The organism is Pseudomonas sp. C7.1, assembly GCF_056312395.1.
This window is the reverse complement of record NZ_JBWDTL010000003.1, coordinates 3,084,640-3,099,085: the sequence shown is the minus strand read 5'-3', so window position 1 is coordinate 3,099,085 and position 14,446 is coordinate 3,084,640. Positions and strand designations below refer to the sequence as shown.

Annotated in this window: 14 protein-coding genes and 1 pseudogene; 7 read left to right on the top strand and 8 right to left on the bottom strand. The window is 60.9% G+C overall.

Annotated elements, in window-relative coordinates; translation table 11 throughout:
• Window positions 1-33: 33 nt before the first annotated feature.
• The gene (locus AC0T4W_RS17965; protein WP_476321284.1) at window positions 34-438 is read right to left on the bottom strand and encodes a DUF2218 domain-containing protein; all 405 of its coding nucleotides are present in this window, start codon (window positions 436-438) and stop codon (window positions 34-36) included.
• 349 nt (window positions 439-787) lie between these two features.
• Between AC0T4W_RS17965 and AC0T4W_RS17960 the strand changes: the two genes are divergently transcribed.
• Window positions 788-1,675, top strand: a complete 888-nt coding sequence (locus tag AC0T4W_RS17960; RefSeq protein ID WP_476321282.1) for a PA4780 family RIO1-like protein kinase — start codon at window positions 788-790, stop codon at window positions 1,673-1,675.
• Window positions 1,676-2,095: 420 nt separating this feature from the next.
• On the opposite strand, the gene AC0T4W_RS17955 is transcribed toward AC0T4W_RS17960, so the two are convergent.
• The 3 genes from AC0T4W_RS17955 to AC0T4W_RS17945 all read right to left on the bottom strand — a co-directional run bounded on the left by AC0T4W_RS17955 (window position 2,096) and on the right by AC0T4W_RS17945 (window position 4,642).
• Complete coding sequence (locus AC0T4W_RS17955) at window positions 2,096-3,139, bottom strand: IS110 family RNA-guided transposase (RefSeq protein ID WP_476319088.1); 1,044 nt, start codon at window positions 3,137-3,139, stop codon at window positions 2,096-2,098.
• A gap of 122 nt (window positions 3,140-3,261) precedes the next feature.
• Window positions 3,262-4,131, bottom strand: coding sequence for a KPN_02809 family neutral zinc metallopeptidase (ypfJ, locus tag AC0T4W_RS17950; RefSeq protein ID WP_476321280.1), 870 nt, complete (start codon window positions 4,129-4,131; stop codon window positions 3,262-3,264).
• 73 nt (window positions 4,132-4,204) lie between these two features.
• Window positions 4,205-4,642, bottom strand: coding sequence for a DUF411 domain-containing protein (locus AC0T4W_RS17945; RefSeq protein ID WP_476321278.1), 438 nt, complete (start codon window positions 4,640-4,642; stop codon window positions 4,205-4,207).
• Window positions 4,643-4,784: 142 nt separating this feature from the next.
• On the opposite strand from AC0T4W_RS17945, the gene AC0T4W_RS17940 reads away from it, so the two are divergent.
• A complete protein-coding gene (locus AC0T4W_RS17940) occupies window positions 4,785-5,171 on the top strand; it encodes a DUF4345 domain-containing protein (protein WP_476321276.1) in 387 nt (128 codons plus the stop codon).
• Between the two features lies 1 nt (window position 5,172).
• On the opposite strand, the gene AC0T4W_RS17935 is transcribed toward AC0T4W_RS17940, so the two are convergent.
• From AC0T4W_RS17935 to AC0T4W_RS17925, 3 genes are all read right to left on the bottom strand, one after another.
• Window positions 5,173-5,670: a DUF4136 domain-containing protein gene (locus AC0T4W_RS17935; RefSeq protein ID WP_476321274.1), complete on the bottom strand. Its 498-nt coding sequence runs from the start codon at window positions 5,668-5,670 to the stop codon at window positions 5,173-5,175.
• A 100-nt stretch (window positions 5,671-5,770) separates the two neighbouring features.
• Window positions 5,771-6,859 (bottom strand): tRNA (uridine(54)-C5)-methyltransferase TrmA, encoded by a 1,089-nt coding sequence (gene trmA, locus AC0T4W_RS17930; RefSeq protein ID WP_476321272.1) that lies wholly within the window; start codon window positions 6,857-6,859, stop codon window positions 5,771-5,773.
• A gap of 99 nt (window positions 6,860-6,958) precedes the next feature.
• Window positions 6,959-8,251, bottom strand: coding sequence for an NCS2 family permease (locus AC0T4W_RS17925; RefSeq protein ID WP_476321270.1), 1,293 nt, complete (start codon window positions 8,249-8,251; stop codon window positions 6,959-6,961).
• A 184-nt stretch (window positions 8,252-8,435) separates the two neighbouring features.
• Between AC0T4W_RS17925 and AC0T4W_RS17920 the strand changes: the two genes are divergently transcribed.
• The 4 genes from AC0T4W_RS17920 to AC0T4W_RS17905 all read left to right on the top strand — a co-directional run bounded on the left by AC0T4W_RS17920 (window position 8,436) and on the right by AC0T4W_RS17905 (window position 11,848).
• A complete protein-coding gene (locus AC0T4W_RS17920) occupies window positions 8,436-8,990 on the top strand; it encodes a DJ-1 family glyoxalase III (RefSeq protein ID WP_476321268.1) in 555 nt (184 codons plus the stop codon).
• Between the two features lie 254 nt (window positions 8,991-9,244).
• On the top strand, window positions 9,245-10,684 hold the full coding sequence (locus AC0T4W_RS17915) for a cytochrome ubiquinol oxidase subunit I (RefSeq protein WP_476321266.1): 1,440 nt from the start codon (window positions 9,245-9,247) through the stop codon (window positions 10,682-10,684).
• 2 nt (window positions 10,685-10,686) lie between these two features.
• On the top strand, window positions 10,687-11,694 hold the full coding sequence (gene cydB / locus AC0T4W_RS17910; RefSeq protein WP_476321264.1) for a cytochrome d ubiquinol oxidase subunit II: 1,008 nt from the start codon (window positions 10,687-10,689) through the stop codon (window positions 11,692-11,694).
• Entirely contained in the window at window positions 11,681-11,848 is a 168-nt protein-coding gene (locus tag AC0T4W_RS17905; RefSeq protein ID WP_476321262.1) for a DUF2474 domain-containing protein, read from the top strand. Before cydB ends, AC0T4W_RS17905 begins: the two co-directional genes overlap by 14 nt.
• Before the next feature lie 98 nt (window positions 11,849-11,946).
• Here the strand turns inward: AC0T4W_RS17905 and AC0T4W_RS17900 are convergent, their stop codons facing one another.
• Window positions 11,947-13,071, bottom strand: coding sequence for a methyltransferase (locus tag AC0T4W_RS17900; RefSeq protein ID WP_476321260.1), 1,125 nt, complete (start codon window positions 13,069-13,071; stop codon window positions 11,947-11,949).
• 378 nt (window positions 13,072-13,449) lie between these two features.
• Between AC0T4W_RS17900 and AC0T4W_RS17895 the strand changes: the two are divergent.
• Window positions 13,450-14,444, top strand: a pseudogene (locus AC0T4W_RS17895) (TRAP transporter substrate-binding protein).
• Window positions 14,445-14,446: the final 2 nt, after the last annotated feature.

Below are 14,446 nucleotides of genomic sequence, written 5' to 3'. Positions count from 1 at the left end.
AGCACGGAGCAACAGGTAATGAGTACATGGCCCTTATTGCCAGTCCAGGCTTAGCTGCGCCTGCCAGGCAAAGCGCTCGAAGTGCGTGGCGATCAGGTGCTTGAGCTTTTCCAGGTCTTGCTGGTTATTGCTCAGGGCGGTGATATGCAGGCCCGCGTTGTCTGCATGCAAGTGCGAGAGGCCGAAGGCGAACTCGATGCGCCCTTGGTACTCATCAAAACTGACCGGCAGTTTGTGGGCGAACTGCGTGCACAGGCGGCTGATATAAAGCGCCGGCGTGGCGGTGGCGACATAGCTGGAGGCAATGCACGGTGCGTTGATGCCGTTGCAGCGGTCAGGGTGGGCATGGCGCTGGAGGGCCAGCTCGTTAAATGCGTTGTGCGCGTAGAGGTCAGGCCTCTGGGTAACAATGCTGATGCCAGATTGGGCACGTTTCATGGTTATCTCCCCCAATCACTGCAGGCTCAGGCAAAGCGCCTGTGCTGGGTAAAAATCAGGTCCAGTGCGTTAAGGCATGAGGTACTGGCCGAATATGAATTCCATGGGACAGTGCTTAAAGCCTTTTGGTTGCATCGGGCGCTTGCTTGTAACGCCAGGTTTACTCCGTTTGGTGGGCTATAACGCGCCGTCAGCCGGCGTGGTTGAGCGGTTTTTGCCATCTTTGTGAGGTCTGCGTAATACCCCATAACATGGGTCGTGCTGACAGGAGGGTGGGCGCTGCGTAAAGATTGCCGTATAACGGGCAGCAGAGTCGATTTGGGCAACACAGGACCCCTGATTAAAGCTGATGAAGACGCCAAAACGTATTGAACCCCTGGTCGAAGCCGGGCTGGTCGATGAAGTGATACGCCCGCTGATGAGTGGTAAAGAAGCGGCGGTCTATGTGGTGCGCTGTGGCGAAGAGCTGCGCGTCGCCAAGGTCTACAAGGAAGCCAACAACCGCAGTTTCCGCCAGGCCGCCGAGTATCAGGAAGGCCGCAAGGTGCGTAACAGCCGTGATGCCCGGGCCATGGCCAAGGGCTCGAAGTACGGTCGCAAGGGTCAGGAGGACGCTTGGCAGAATGCCGAAGTGGCTGCGCTGTTCCGTCTGGCCAATGCTGGCGTGCGGGTGCCCAAGCCATATGACTTCTTGGAAGGCGTGTTGCTGATGGAGCTGGTCGATGACGGTGAAGGCGACGCCGCTCCGCGCCTCAATGATGTCGACCTGCACCCGGACGATGCCCGTGAGTTTCACGCTTTTATGATTCGTGAAGTGGTGAAAATGCTCTGCGCCGGCCTGGTGCATGGTGACCTGTCGGAATTCAACGTGCTGCTTGATCCTGGCGGCCCGGTGATCATCGACTTGCCGCAGGCTGTAGACGCCGCCGGCAACAACCATGCGTTCAAGATGCTTGAACGTGATGTCGGCAATATGTCCGCTTACTTCGGCCAGTTCGCCCCGGAATTGAAGTTCACCAAGTACGCCAAGGAAATGTGGGCGCTGTATGAGGAAGGTGCGCTGACCCCGGAGAGCCCACTGACCGGTGAGTTCGATGACCCGGAAGAAGACGCTGATATCGACGCAGTCATGCGCGAGATCAAGGCCGCCCTAGCCGACGAAGCGCGCCGCCAGGCGCTGCTGAATGCCGAAGACGAACCCAAAGGCGAAGAGCCGCCACCGCCTTGGGCACAGTAGGCAGACAGTGTTGCTGATAAAAATGCCGCTTACCTGATCAGGTAAGCGGCATTTTTTATGTCCGTTATTCACGGGTGCCAGCGTTCAGTTTGTAGGGTGGATGACGCTTTTTTCATCCACGCATCCAGATGCGAGGTGGTGGATGGGTGAAGCGACATCCATATATGGACTCCTCCCGTTTTGCCAGTGAAATACACATCCAACGAACCTAGGTACGACTGCTTCCGTATATCCGGCTTCTGATAAGGCGTTGGGTGCCTTGAGCCATGATGAATATCCGCTCATGTGTTCCTGATCGCCCTAGCGGCCTTGGTTTACAGAGGGCCTGTGGGTAAAGCAGGTTTTACACATGCCGGCTCGACCGGTTCGTCATCACTGCATGTCACTGTGCAATCGTGGTGGATCTTCTACGGTGTCACTTCATTCCTGCTTGGGTACTTCAGGTTTACGCCTCAGCAGGTTGATAGTCTTCCCCTTGCTGAGGATCGCCCAGATGATCCGGGCATTCTTGTTCGCCAAGGCGACCGTGGCGATATTTGTGTTGCGTCGACACTGCAACTGCTGCAGCCAGGTGCTGCGTCGATCCGTCTTTTCCTTACAGGTCTTCAGCACCGCACGAGCGCCATGGACCAATAACGTGCGCAGGTAACAGTCACCCTTTTTGCTGATGTGCCCCAGACGTTCTTTGCCGCCACTTGAATGCTGGCTCGGCACTAATCCCAGCCAGGCCGCGAACTGTCTGCCCGAACTGAACTGCCGTGCATCACCCACTGCAGACACCACGGCAGTCGCGCTGATCGGGCCAACGCCCTCCACCTGCAGCAAACGCTGGACACGCTCATCCGTCTTAACCTGACGGTGAAGCATGCCGTCCAGCTGTTTGATTCGCTCATCCTGTCCCTGCAGCTCATCACGCAAGAGCTCCAGCATTTCGTGCAGCTCGCCCGGTAATGTCTGGTGTTCGTCCAGCGCCTGCTGCAGCAACGCGCGGGTGGCCGCTATTCCCTGGCGACTCGCAACCAAACCGAACTCGCCAAGCAAGCCACGTATCTCGTTAACCAACGCTGTACGCGCCCTGATTAACCGGCTTCTGATCCGGTGCACCGACTGCCCAGCTTGCTGGTCGGCACTCTTCACCGCGACATAACGCATCGTGGGTCGGCTGGCAGCCTCGCAAATCGCCTCCGCGTCGTTGGCGTCGTTCTTACCACTCTTGACGTAGGGTTTGACGAACTGCGGCGCAATCAACCGCACTTCATGCCCCAACTTGCCTAGCTCGCGCGCCCAGTAATGCGAACTACCACAGGCCTCCATCGCCACCAGGCACGGCTCTTGTTGGCGGAAGAAATCCAGCATCTGTGAACGCTTGAGCTGCTTACGGCACTTCACCTGCTCGTGGCTATCGACGCCATGAACTTGAAAAACCTGTTTTGCCAAATCGATGCCGATTCGCTTAAGTTTCATGGTGACTCCTCCCTTCGTGGCTGTTTGGTTGTGACAACCTCAGTCTGGCGCATAGACGCCGTAGGAGGGAGGAGTCCATCTCATTGCCCTACGGGGACCGCGCCATAAACGTAGGCGTAAGGCTATAGGCGGGCTGCCTTGAAGGTGTCGCAGCGGCCGACATCGCCGCCGTCGAAACCGGTCTTGAACCAGCGCACGCGCTGCTCCGAGGTGCCGTGGGTGAAGGAGTCCGGCACCACCTGGCCGCGCGCCTGTTTCTGTAAGCGGTCATCGCCGATGGCGTTGGCGGCGCCCAGTGCTTCCTCGATATCGCCTGGCTCCAGCCAATCATGTCGGCGCTGGCCATGGAAGGCCCACACGCCTGCCAGGCAGTCTGCCTGCAACTCCTGACGCACCAGTAGGCCAGTCGCGCCCTCTACTCGCTCGCCGCGCTGGCGGGCGGCGTTGACCTTGGCTGAGACGCCGAGCAGGGTTTGCACATGGTGGCCGACTTCATGGGCAATCACATAGGCCTGGGCAAAATCGCCGGCCGCGCCAAAGCGTTGCTCCAGCTCGCGGAAGAACGCCAGATCGATATACACCCGCTGATCGCCTGGGCAATAGAAGGGGCCGACCGCTGCGCTGGCGAAGCCGCAGGCGGAATTCACTCCGCCGCGAAACAGCACCAGAGTCGGGTCACTGTACTGACGGTTGGCGCCCTGGAAGATCTCCCGCCAGGTGTCCTCGGTGTCGCCGAGCACCGCGCGAACGAACTCCGACTGCTCATCGTTAACCGGCGGTGCCGAGCTTTGTTGTTGGGTCGGCGCGCCGCCTTGCATGGCTTGCCCGGCTAGCTGGCCAAGGATCTGCATCGGGTCCTGCCCGCTGAGCAAGCCGACGATCACCACGATGGCCACGCCACCGAGGGTCAGACCCTTGCCGCCGCCCATGCGTGAGCCGCTGCCGCGTGCATCCACCACATTGTCACTGCGTCTTCCGCGTTTCCAGCGCATTGCTTTCGTCCTGTGTGTGCCGACTGTGAGTGTTGACTGTTGGTCTGGGCGGCGCCAGTCCGTCGTAGGCTATTTAGTTGGCCGGGTATTCGCTGATCACGCGCTCTGTGCCCTGTTTATCCAGGCCGATGACCTGATAAGCGTCGCGTACATTGCCGTATTCCATGCCCGGTGAGCCGGTGGGCATGCCAGGCACTGCCGCGCCGAGCAGGTCGGGTTGCTGGCGCAGCTTAAGAATATCGGCGGCCGGAACATGGCCTTCGACAAACTGGCCGTTGATCACCCCTGTATGGCAGGAGGCCAAGCGCGGCGGCACGCCCAGGCGCTGTTTGACTGCACTCATATCGGTTTCGACATGGTCGACCACGTTAAAACCGTTGTCCTGCAAGTGGCTGATCCATGCTTTGCAGCAACCGCAGTTGGCATCGCGGTGCACGTCGATGGTCGGGGGCTCGGCGGCAAAACTCAGGCTGCTGACAAACAGTCCGGCGAGAACAAGCAACTGGCGCATGGGGCGACTCCTGGCAGGTGAAAAACTGAGCATAACGCCGGGCGGCCCTGGCCAACCATCAGTGATTTCCGAAACGCGCGGCGGGGCTTATGCTGCGCGCTCGATTTCCAAGCTCTCTATTTCTAAGTAAAGGATGCTGTCCATGTTGTTTGCGCGCGTCGTACTGGTGATTCAACTGCTGGCATTGGCCGGTTTGGGCCTGGCTTATTTTGTTCGCCCCCATGAAATGGCCAACCTCAGCGGCATGCTGCTGATGGCTCCAGCGGCCGCCACTGATGTGCGGGCGTTCTACGGTGGTCTGCAACTGGGCCTGGCGGCTTTTATCGGCCTGTCGCTGAGCCGGCTGGACCTCACCCGCGCCGCGCTGACCCTGCTGGTGCTGCTCTACAGCGCCCTTGCGTTGGCGCGTATTGGCGGGTTGTGGCTGGATGGCGGCGCGCAGCAGACGTTCAACCTCTACGCGCTGCTGCTGGAAGTGGTCTCGGTGGGTCTGTGCTTCTGGGCGCTGCGGGGTTTGCAGCGCGTCTGAGTCAGCGTGCAGTGGGGAAGCCTTCGAGGATTTTGGCCACGCCACGGTCGAAGTTTTCCTGGCTTATGTCCGGGTTGTGCAGCTGCCGGTTGATCTGCGCTTGGAACAGCACTGCCTGGGTCTTGCTATCGAGAATACGCAGGGCCAGACGTGCGCGCTCATCTTCGGTGGCGCGGGTCTGGGTATAGACCGTGCCGCCGACCGCTACCGGGACGAGCTCAATGCCGTGTGCCTGTTCCAGGCCCAGGGCGTAGATAACCTGCATATCAGGCTGCGTTTCAGTGAAGCGGTAACCCTTGGCGCTGAGTGCGTTCTGCACCGCCTGGTTAAAACGCTGCTCCAGATCCATGCGATGACCGCTGGCCTTGATCGCGCGCACGCTAAAGCTCTGATACGGCGTGGCTTGTACAGGCAGCAGCACCTGTACCGACGAGGGCTCGGGGGTGCTGGTGCAGCCGCTCAGCAGGGGCAGCAGCAGGGCTAACAGATAACGACGCATCGGCAACTCCTTGGTGGGCGGGTGTTCAGACTCTCTGATCACCGCAGTCTAGGCCGTGCGCCGAAACCTTGCGCCAATCCGCTGATTGGTTTGTAGCTGGCTAGCGGCGTTCCAGCAGCACACCCGATTCCATATGGTGGGTATAGGGGAACTGGTCAAACAGCGCGCAGCGCGTCACTTTGTGCGTATCACTGAGCTGGGCGATGTTGGCGGCCAGGGTTTGCGGATTGCAGGAGATATACAGAATGCGCTCGAAGCGCCGGGTCAGTTCGCAGGTGTCCGGGTCCATGCCGGCGCGCGGCGGGTCGACGAATACGCAGCCGAAGTTGTAGCTCTTAAGGTCGATGCCGGCCAGGCGGCGGAAAGGGCGCACTTCGTTCAGTGCCTCGGTCAGTTCCTCGGCGGATAGGCGCACCAGGCTGACGTTGTCCACGCCATTGTCTGCCAGGTTGGCCAGCGCGGCGTTGACCGATGACTTGCTGATCTCGGTGGCCAGCACCTTGCGCACGCGGGTGGCCAGCGGCAGGGTGAAGTTGCCGTTGCCGCAGTACAGCTCCAGCAGGTCATCGCTGCGCTCGCCGAGTGCGTCATAGGCCCAGGCGAGCATCTTCTGGTTCACCTCGCCATTGGGCTGAGTAAACGCGCCTTCCGGTTGGCGATAGCTGAAGGTGCGCCCGGCGACCTGCAGTTTTTCCTCGACGTAATCCTTGCCGATCACCATGCGCTTGCCCTTGGAGCGGCCGATGATGCTGACCTGCAAGTCGGCCGCGAGCTTCTCGGCTCCGGCCTGCCAGGCGGCATCCAGTGGGCGGTGGTAGCACAGGGTGATCAGCCCGTCGCCGGCCAGGGTGGTGAGGAATTCAACCTGGAACAGCTTGAAGCTCAAGGCGCTACTGGCCTGCCAGGCAGCTTTCAAACGCGGCATCAGCGCATTGATCTGCGCGCTGGCGATGGGGAAGTCTTCGAAGAAAATCGGCTTGAGGTTATCGCCGGCCTCGAACATGGCGTAGTGACGGTCCTCACCCTCGCGCCACAGGCGGAATTCGGCGCGCAGGCGATAGTGCTCGCGCGGCGATTCAAATATCTCGGGGGCGGGCGCATCGAATGGCGCCAGCAGCTCGATCAGGCGCTGCTGCTTGTCCGCCAGCTGGGCGGCGTAGGTGGCGGGATCGAACGGGGAACGGCTCATGGCTTACTCGGTACTCGTTATGGTTAACACTGGTAGGAGCGGGCCATGCCCGCGATAGCGGTTCGCGGGCATGGCCCGCTCCTACAGTTTGCTGCGTGATTAAGCGAAGTAAGCCAGTTTGATCGCAAACAGCACTGAGAGCACCACCAGCGCCGGGTTGAGTTCGCGCCAGCGGCCGGCCAGCAGCTTGATCAGGGTCCAGGCGATAAAGCCGAAGGCGATGCCATTGGCAATCGAGAAGGTCAGTGGCATGGCCAGGGCGGCGACTACCACCGGGGCTGCGACGGTGAGGTCGTCCCAGTCGATCTGCGCCAGGCTGCTCATCATCAACACCGCGACGAACAGCAGCGCCGGCGCTGTGGCGTAGGCGGGTACGGCGCCGGCCAGCGGGGCGAAGAACAGCGCCAGGAGGAACAGCGCGGCCACCACACAGGCGGTCAGGCCGGTGCGCCCGCCGGCACTGATGCCGGCGGCGGATTCGATATAGCTGGTGGTGGTGCTGGTGCCCAGTGCGGCGCCGGCCATAGTCGCAGTGCTGTCGGCCAGTAGGGCGCGGCCGAGCTTGGGCATCTTGCCGTCCTTGTCCAGTAGGTTGGCTTTCTGCGCCACGCCGACCAGGGTGCCGGAGGTGTCGAACAGGTCAACGAAGAGGAAGGCGAAAATCACGCTGACTAAACCGATATCCAGCGCGCCCATGATGTCCAGTTGCATCAGCGTCGGCATCACCGAAGGCGGCATGGATACCACGCCGTCCAGCTTGGACAGGCCGAACAGAATGGACAGGCCGGTGATCAGCAGGATGCCGATCATCACCGCGCCGGTCACGCGGCGCTGTGCCAGTGCAGCAATCACGAAGAAGCCCAGGCAGGCCAGCAGTGCACCGCCTTGGGTCATGTCGCCGAGGGTCACCAGGGTGGCCGGGTGATCAACCACGATACCGGCGTTTTTCAGGGCGATAATCGCCAGGAACAGGCCAATACCGGCGGCGATGCCGGCGCGTAGAGCCAGGGGGATGCTGTTGATGATCCACTCGCGGATCTTGAAGATCGACAGCAAAAAGAAGATCACCCCGGAGAGAAACACCGCGCCCAACGCCACCTGCCAGGTGTGGCCCATGGTCATCACCACGGTGTAGGTGAAGAAGGCGTTAAGGCCCATGCCCGGCGCCAGGGCAATCGGGTAGTTGGCCCACAGGCCCATGATCAGCGAGCCGATGGCGGCGGCCAGGCAGGTGGCGACGAATACCGCGCCATGGTCCATGCCGGTTTTGGCCAGCATCTCCGGGTTGACGAAGAGGATATAGGCCATGGTCAGAAAGGTGGTCAATCCGGCGAGCATTTCCGTGCGCACCGTGGTGTTATGGGCTTTGAGTTGGAACAATCTTTCCAGCATGTGGCACTCCCCGTACGGCTTTTTTGCCGTGTTTATGCAAACCGAAAGCAAAGCACATCCACGTGTGGGTGCATGTTTTTGCTGGTGATCTGGAAAAAGGCGCGCATCATATCAGCTCGACTGAAGTGGGTGAATTTATGACCGCTTGGACAGTTTGTGCACGGCTACAACAAGGAGCGAAACCATGACTGCACGGGCCCTGATCAGCGTTGCCGATGGTGTTGAAGACCTCGAATGTGTGACCCTGATTGATGTGCTGCGGCGTGCCGAGGTTGAAGTGGTGGTGGCCAGTATTGAAAGCCGGCGGATGATCACCTGCGCCCGTGGCACAAGGCTGACCGCCGACACCATGCTGGTGGACGTGCTGGCTCAACCTTTCGATCTGATCGTGCTGCCCGGCGGTATGCCCGGCGCGCAGCACCTGGCCGAACACGAGCCGCTGGCCGAGCGAGTGCGCGAGCAGGCCAAGGCCGGCAAGTTGTTCGCCGCCATTTGCGCGGCGCCCGCGCTGGCCTTGCAACAGTACGGTGTGCTCAAGCAGCGGCGTATGACCTGCTACCCGGCGTTCAGTGATCGCCTGAGCGGTTGTGTATTTGTCGATCAGCCGGTGGTGGTCGATGGCAACTGCATCACCAGCCAGGGCCCCGGCACTGCGCTGGAGTTTGCCCTGACCCTGGTCGAGCAGTTGTGTGGCAGGGCCGTGCGCAAGCAGGTGGCCGAGGCCATGCTGGTCGGCTAACGCGTCGGGTTCCGTTGCGCTCAAATCTAATGACAGCAGACCGCGCGACAATCGACCACAGCTGAACTTACCCCTGCAAACGCTACTCTCTGTACATAGCTTGATCCGCGTCAATATCTTCGACGTACGGTTGTGAGGGCACTTTGCCCGGCTTTATGGCTGTCTACCCAGAACAATAATCCCCCCGACTGATTGCTTGTGACTGGCATGCGCGTCCGTGGCCGTGCCCCGTATCACCTGACTGAGGAAACGCCATGTTTGGATTGGAGGCTCTCGACCTCGCTCGAATCCAGTTCGCTTTTACCATCTCCTTTCACATCATCTTTCCGGCCATCACCATCGGCCTGGCCAGTTACCTGGCCGTGCTTGAAGGGCTATGGCTGAAGACCCACCAGGAGGTGTATCGCGACCTGTACCACTTCTGGGCGAAGATATTCGCGGTCAATTTCGGCATGGGCGTGGTCTCCGGCCTGGTCATGGCCTATCAGTTCGGCACCAACTGGAGCGCCTTCTCCGACTTTGCCGGGGCGGTCACCGGGCCGCTGCTGACCTATGAAGTGCTCACCGCGTTCTTCCTCGAGGCGGGTTTTCTTGGCGTTATGCTGTTCGGCTGGCACCGCGTCGGGCCTGGCCTGCACTTCTTCTCCACGGTGATGGTGGCGGTCGGCACGCTGATTTCGACCTTCTGGATTCTCGCTTCCAACAGCTGGATGCACACCCCGCAGGGCTTCGAGATCATCGACGGCCGGGTGATCCCGGTGGACTGGTTCGCCGTGGTGTTCAACCCTTCGTTCCCCTACCGTTTGGCGCATATGGCCACAGCGGCGTTTCTTGCCACCGCTTTCTTTGTCGGCGCGTCGGCGGCCTGGCACTTGCTGCGCGGCCGCGACAACCCGGCTATCCGCAAGATGCTGTCGATGGCCATGTGGATGGCGCTGATCGTTGCGCCAATCCAGGCGGTAATCGGCGACTTTCATGGCCTCAATACCCTTAAGTATCAGCCGGCGAAGATCGCCGCTATCGAAGGTCACTGGGAGAACGTGGGCGATGAGCCGACCCCGCTGATCCTGTTCGGCTGGCCGGACATGCAGCGCGAAGAAACCCGCTTCAAGATCGAGATTCCGGCCCTCGGCAGCCTGATCCTGACCCACAGCCTGGACAAGCAGGTGCCGGCGCTCAAAGAGTTCGCCAAGGAAGATCGGCCTAATTCGACCATCGTGTTTTGGACCTTCCGGGTCATGGTCGGCCTGGGCATGCTGATGATCCTCACCGGCCTCTGGAGTCTGTGGCTGCGTGCGCGCGGAACGCTGTTCCAGAGCCGGGCGTTCCTGCACCTGGCCGTGTGGATGGGGCCGTCGGGGATCATCGCTATCCTGGCCGGCTGGTACACCACCGAGATCGGTCGTCAGCCGTGGATCATTCACGGCCTGATGCGCACCGCCGATGCCTCCTCCGGGCACAGCTTCGCGCAGATGAGCCTGACCCTGATTCTGTTCGTAGTGGTGTATTTCGCCCTGTTCGGTGCCGGCATCGGTTACATGATGCGCCTGGTGCGCAAAGGCCCGGTCACCGACGAAGGCAAGGAACCCACCGAAGGCGGCCCTGGCCAGAAACGCACGCCGTCCCGTCCGCTGTCTGCGCCCGAAGAGGGCCTGGATGAAGGTGAAACTGATTCGCTTGCTGAGAGGAATTGAATATGGGCATTGATCTCTCGCTGATCTGGGCCGTGATCATCGCCTTCGGGGTGATGATGTATGTGGTCATGGACGGCTTCGATCTGGGCATCGGCATCCTCTTTCCCTTCGTCAAAAGCGAAGGCGAGCGCGATGTGATGATGAACACCGTGGCGCCGGTCTGGGACGGTAACGAAACCTGGCTGGTGCTCGGAGGTGCGGCGCTGTTCGGCGCCTTTCCGCTGGCCTATGCAGTGGTACTCAGTGCGTTGTATTTGCCGCTGATCTTTATGCTGCTGGGGCTGATCTTCCGTGGCGTGGCGTTCGAGTTCCGCTTCAAGGCCAAACCGGCCAAGCGGCATATCTGGGACAAAGCGTTTATCGGCGGCTCGCTGACCGCGACCTTCTTCCAGGGCGTGGCGCTGGGGGCTTATATCGATGGCTTTGAGGTGGTCGACCGGGTGTATGCCGGTGGCGCGCTGGACTGGCTCACGCCGTTCTCGCTGTTCTGCGGCCTGGCGCTGATCGCCGCCTACGCCTTGCTCGGCTGCACCTGGCTGATCATGAAGACTGGAGGCCGCCTGCAGCAGCAGATGCATGATATGGCGCGGCCGCTGGTATTCGTGTTGCTCGGCGTCACCGGCATTGTCAGCCTGTGGACGCCACTGGCGCATGCCGACATAGCACAGCGCTGGTTTAGCATGCCGAATGTCTTCTGGTTTATGCCGGTGCCCTTGCTGGTGCTGCTGTGCACCTGGGCGCTGCTGCGCGCGGTGGCGCGCAACGCCAACTACTCACCGTTTCTGCTGACGTTGACGCTGATCTTCCTCGGCTACAGCGGCCTCGGTATCAGCTTGTGGCCGAATATCATCCCGCCGTCGATCAGCATCTGGGAAGCCGCCGCGCCACCACAAAGCCAGGGCTTTATCCTGGTCGGCGCGCTGTTCATCATTCCCTTCATCCTGATGTACACCGCCTGGAGCTATTACGTGTTTCGCGGCAAGGTGACCGAAGAAGATGGCTATCACTGAGGCCCATGCGATGAACGAAGCCGACGAGAAAAAACCGTTGTGGCAACGCATCGGCTGGCTGATCGCCATTTGGGCCGGCAGTGTGCTGGCCTTGGGCGCGGTGTCCTATCTGCTGCGCCTGTTTATGCAGGCAGCGGGGATGGGTACGCCGTAAAGGCGGGCGTTTTTGTAGGGTGGATGACGCTTTTTTCATCCGCCGTGCCGACGCCATGGTGGATCGGTGAAGCGTGATCCACCCTACATTCGCTATCGTTATTTGATCGCCTTGAGCACCACAAACTTCGGCGTCGCCGCCACCTGTTCGACGCCACGGAACAAGCGCTTCAGTTTGGCGTGGTAGCCCAGGTGGCGGTTGCCGACTATCCACAGTTCGCCGCCGGTGACCAAGGCTGCGCGGGCCTGTTGGAACATGCGCCAGGCGAGAAAGTCGCCGACCACCTGCTGCTGGTGGAAGGGCGGGTTGCACAACACCAGGTCCAGGGAGTCCGCCGCCTGTTCGGCCAGGCCATCGCCGGCGCGGACCTCTACCGGACGTTCACCCAGCGCCGCACGCCAGTTTTCCTCTGCCGATTGCACGGCCATATACGACTCATCCACCAGCGTTAGCTCGGCCTGCGGGCTACCCAACGCGTAGGCAATGCCCAGCACGCCATTGCCGCAACCAAGATCGGCCACGCGCACGCGGCTAAGGTGTTTGGGCAGGTGCGGCAGGAAGGCGCGGGTGCCGATATCCAGGTCTTCACGGCAGAACAGATTGGCGTGGTTAAGCAGCTCTATGGCCGGCTTTTCCAGGCGATAACGCGTCGGGTAGGGCGATACAGGCGCGGCTTTGGCTTCGGGGGTGGCAAACAGCAGGCGGGCTTTTTTCACCGCGAGCGATGCCTGCACCGGGCCGATATATTTCTCCAGCAGATCACCGGCGGCGCGCGGCAGATGCTTGATCATGGCCGCGGCAATCACCTGTGCGCCTGGGGCGAGCTGGCCGTGTAGGCGGATCAGTTGCTCCTCCAGCAGCGCCAGGGTTTTCGGCACGCGGATCAGCACCGCATCAAACGGCCCCTGGGCGACTGCGCTGGCCGGGATAAACGTCACGGCATCCGCCGGTAGCTGGTTGCGCAGCAGATTGACCTGCAAGCCCAGGTGGCCGAGGTGTGAGTCGCCGCTGCTGGTCACGTGCGCCTGCCCGGCCAGGCTGGCCGCCAGGGCGCCGAAGCTGTCATTCAGCACCAATACCCGCGCACTGCTCGTCAGCCCTCGTTCATGCAGATGGTCGAGCAGGTATTCGTCCGCCGCATCGAACGGCTGCAGCGGCTCGTGAGGCTGGTCGGGTTGGCGGATCATGTCGAGTTGGGCGAACGGGGTGCTGAACACAGGCATGGAAAACTCGGGTAGCAGGGCGCAAGGGCGCGATAGAAAGTGCAGTTGGTCGCTATTGTCGGTGCAAGTGGCGGAAAAGTCTCGGAACTGAGAGCTGGTTCAGCAAATCACGGTTGTGTCGCGCGCGGCTTTGCCGAAGAATGCCGCCCCCTTGCAGATCTGCTCAGTCGTGTTCAATACCGTTGAGTCAGCAAGGTCGGCATTCAAATAATAACCAGGCCCCGAGCGTTACGCCCGGCTGCGATCTGGTAGCGCCTGATGATCAGGACTGCGCCGCTGCTCTGCCGCGTCCGCCGAATCATCCATAGCCCACACCCCCACTCAATGAGGCCTGCTTATGCAGGCTTCACGGCGTTCTATTTGCAAAAAGGTATGTTCATGTTCAAGTCCCTGTTGTCTTTAACCGTCACTGCGTTGCTGGTTGCGGCAAGCCCGGCCCAGGCGGAAGGCAAGGCGCCCATCGTTATCAAGTTCTCCCACGTGGTGGCCGAGGACACTCCCAAGGGCAAGGGTGCGCTGCTGTTCAAAAGCTGGTGGAAGAGCGCCTGGCCGGCCAGATTACGGTTGAGGTTTACCCGAACTCGACGCTGTTCGGTGATGGCGAGGAGATCAATGCGCTGCGCGAGGGCAAGGTGCAGATGCTGGCGCCTTCGCTGTCCAAGTTCGAGGCCTACACCAAGCAGCTGCAGGTGTTTGACCTGCCGTTCCTGTTCGATGACCTGGAGGCCGTCAAGCGCTTCCAGAAGCGCGACAAGAGCCGTGAGCTGCTGCATTCCATGTCCAACCAGGGCATCTACGGCCTGGCCTACTGGAATAACGGCATGAAGCAGCTGACCTCCAACCGTGAGCTGCGCAAACCTGAGGATGCCAAAGGGCTGACTTTCCGCATCCAGCCTTCGTCGGTGCTGGAAGCGCAATTTGCTCAGCTTGGCGCCAAGGCCGTGAAAATGCCGTTCGCCGAGGCATTCAAGGCGCTGCAGGCTGGCACCATCCAAGGCACCGAAGGGCCGTGGTCGAACATCGCCAGCCAGAAGGTCGACACCGTGCAGCCGTTTATCAGCGAGCTTAATCACGGCTCGCTGAGCTATATGCTGATCAGCAGCAAGGAGTTCTGGACCAGCATTCCCTACAAGACCCGCACCGAACTGGAAGCAATCATCGAAGAGGTCTCCTTCGCGGTGAGCAAGGACGCTGAGGCGCTGAACAACAGTGATCGCGAACGCATCATCGTCGCTGGCAATGCCAAAGTGGTCACCCTTACGGCCGAAGAGCGTGCCGCCTGGCGCACGGCGCTGAGCCCGATGTGGAAGACCTTCGAAGCGGAAATCGGTGCGGATGTGCTGCGTGCCGCGCAGGCGGTCAATCGCCGCTAAGA

Bases quoted from the DNA above. Each gene is read 5' to 3' on its own strand.
- AC0T4W_RS17965 (WP_476321284.1), bottom strand. From the start codon at position 438: ATGAAACGTGCCCAATCTGGCATCAGCATTGTTACCCAGAGGCCTGAC.
- AC0T4W_RS17960 (WP_476321282.1), top strand. From the start codon at position 788: ATGAAGACGCCAAAACGTATTGAACCCCTGGTCGAAGCCGGGCTGGTC.
- AC0T4W_RS17955 (WP_476319088.1), bottom strand. From the start codon at position 3,139: ATGAAACTTAAGCGAATCGGCATCGATTTGGCAAAACAGGTTTTTCAA.
- ypfJ (WP_476321280.1), bottom strand. From the start codon at position 4,131: ATGCGCTGGAAACGCGGAAGACGCAGTGACAATGTGGTGGATGCACGC.
- AC0T4W_RS17945 (WP_476321278.1), bottom strand. From the start codon at position 4,642: ATGCGCCAGTTGCTTGTTCTCGCCGGACTGTTTGTCAGCAGCCTGAGT.
- AC0T4W_RS17940 (WP_476321276.1), top strand. From the start codon at position 4,785: ATGTTGTTTGCGCGCGTCGTACTGGTGATTCAACTGCTGGCATTGGCC.
- AC0T4W_RS17935 (WP_476321274.1), bottom strand. From the start codon at position 5,670: ATGCGTCGTTATCTGTTAGCCCTGCTGCTGCCCCTGCTGAGCGGCTGC.
- trmA (WP_476321272.1), bottom strand. From the start codon at position 6,859: ATGAGCCGTTCCCCGTTCGATCCCGCCACCTACGCCGCCCAGCTGGCG.
- AC0T4W_RS17925 (WP_476321270.1), bottom strand. From the start codon at position 8,251: ATGCTGGAAAGATTGTTCCAACTCAAAGCCCATAACACCACGGTGCGC.
- AC0T4W_RS17920 (WP_476321268.1), top strand. From the start codon at position 8,436: ATGACTGCACGGGCCCTGATCAGCGTTGCCGATGGTGTTGAAGACCTC.
- AC0T4W_RS17915 (WP_476321266.1), top strand. From the start codon at position 9,245: ATGTTTGGATTGGAGGCTCTCGACCTCGCTCGAATCCAGTTCGCTTTT.
- cydB (WP_476321264.1), top strand. From the start codon at position 10,687: ATGGGCATTGATCTCTCGCTGATCTGGGCCGTGATCATCGCCTTCGGG.
- AC0T4W_RS17905 (WP_476321262.1), top strand. From the start codon at position 11,681: ATGGCTATCACTGAGGCCCATGCGATGAACGAAGCCGACGAGAAAAAA.
- AC0T4W_RS17900 (WP_476321260.1), bottom strand. From the start codon at position 13,071: ATGCCTGTGTTCAGCACCCCGTTCGCCCAACTCGACATGATCCGCCAA.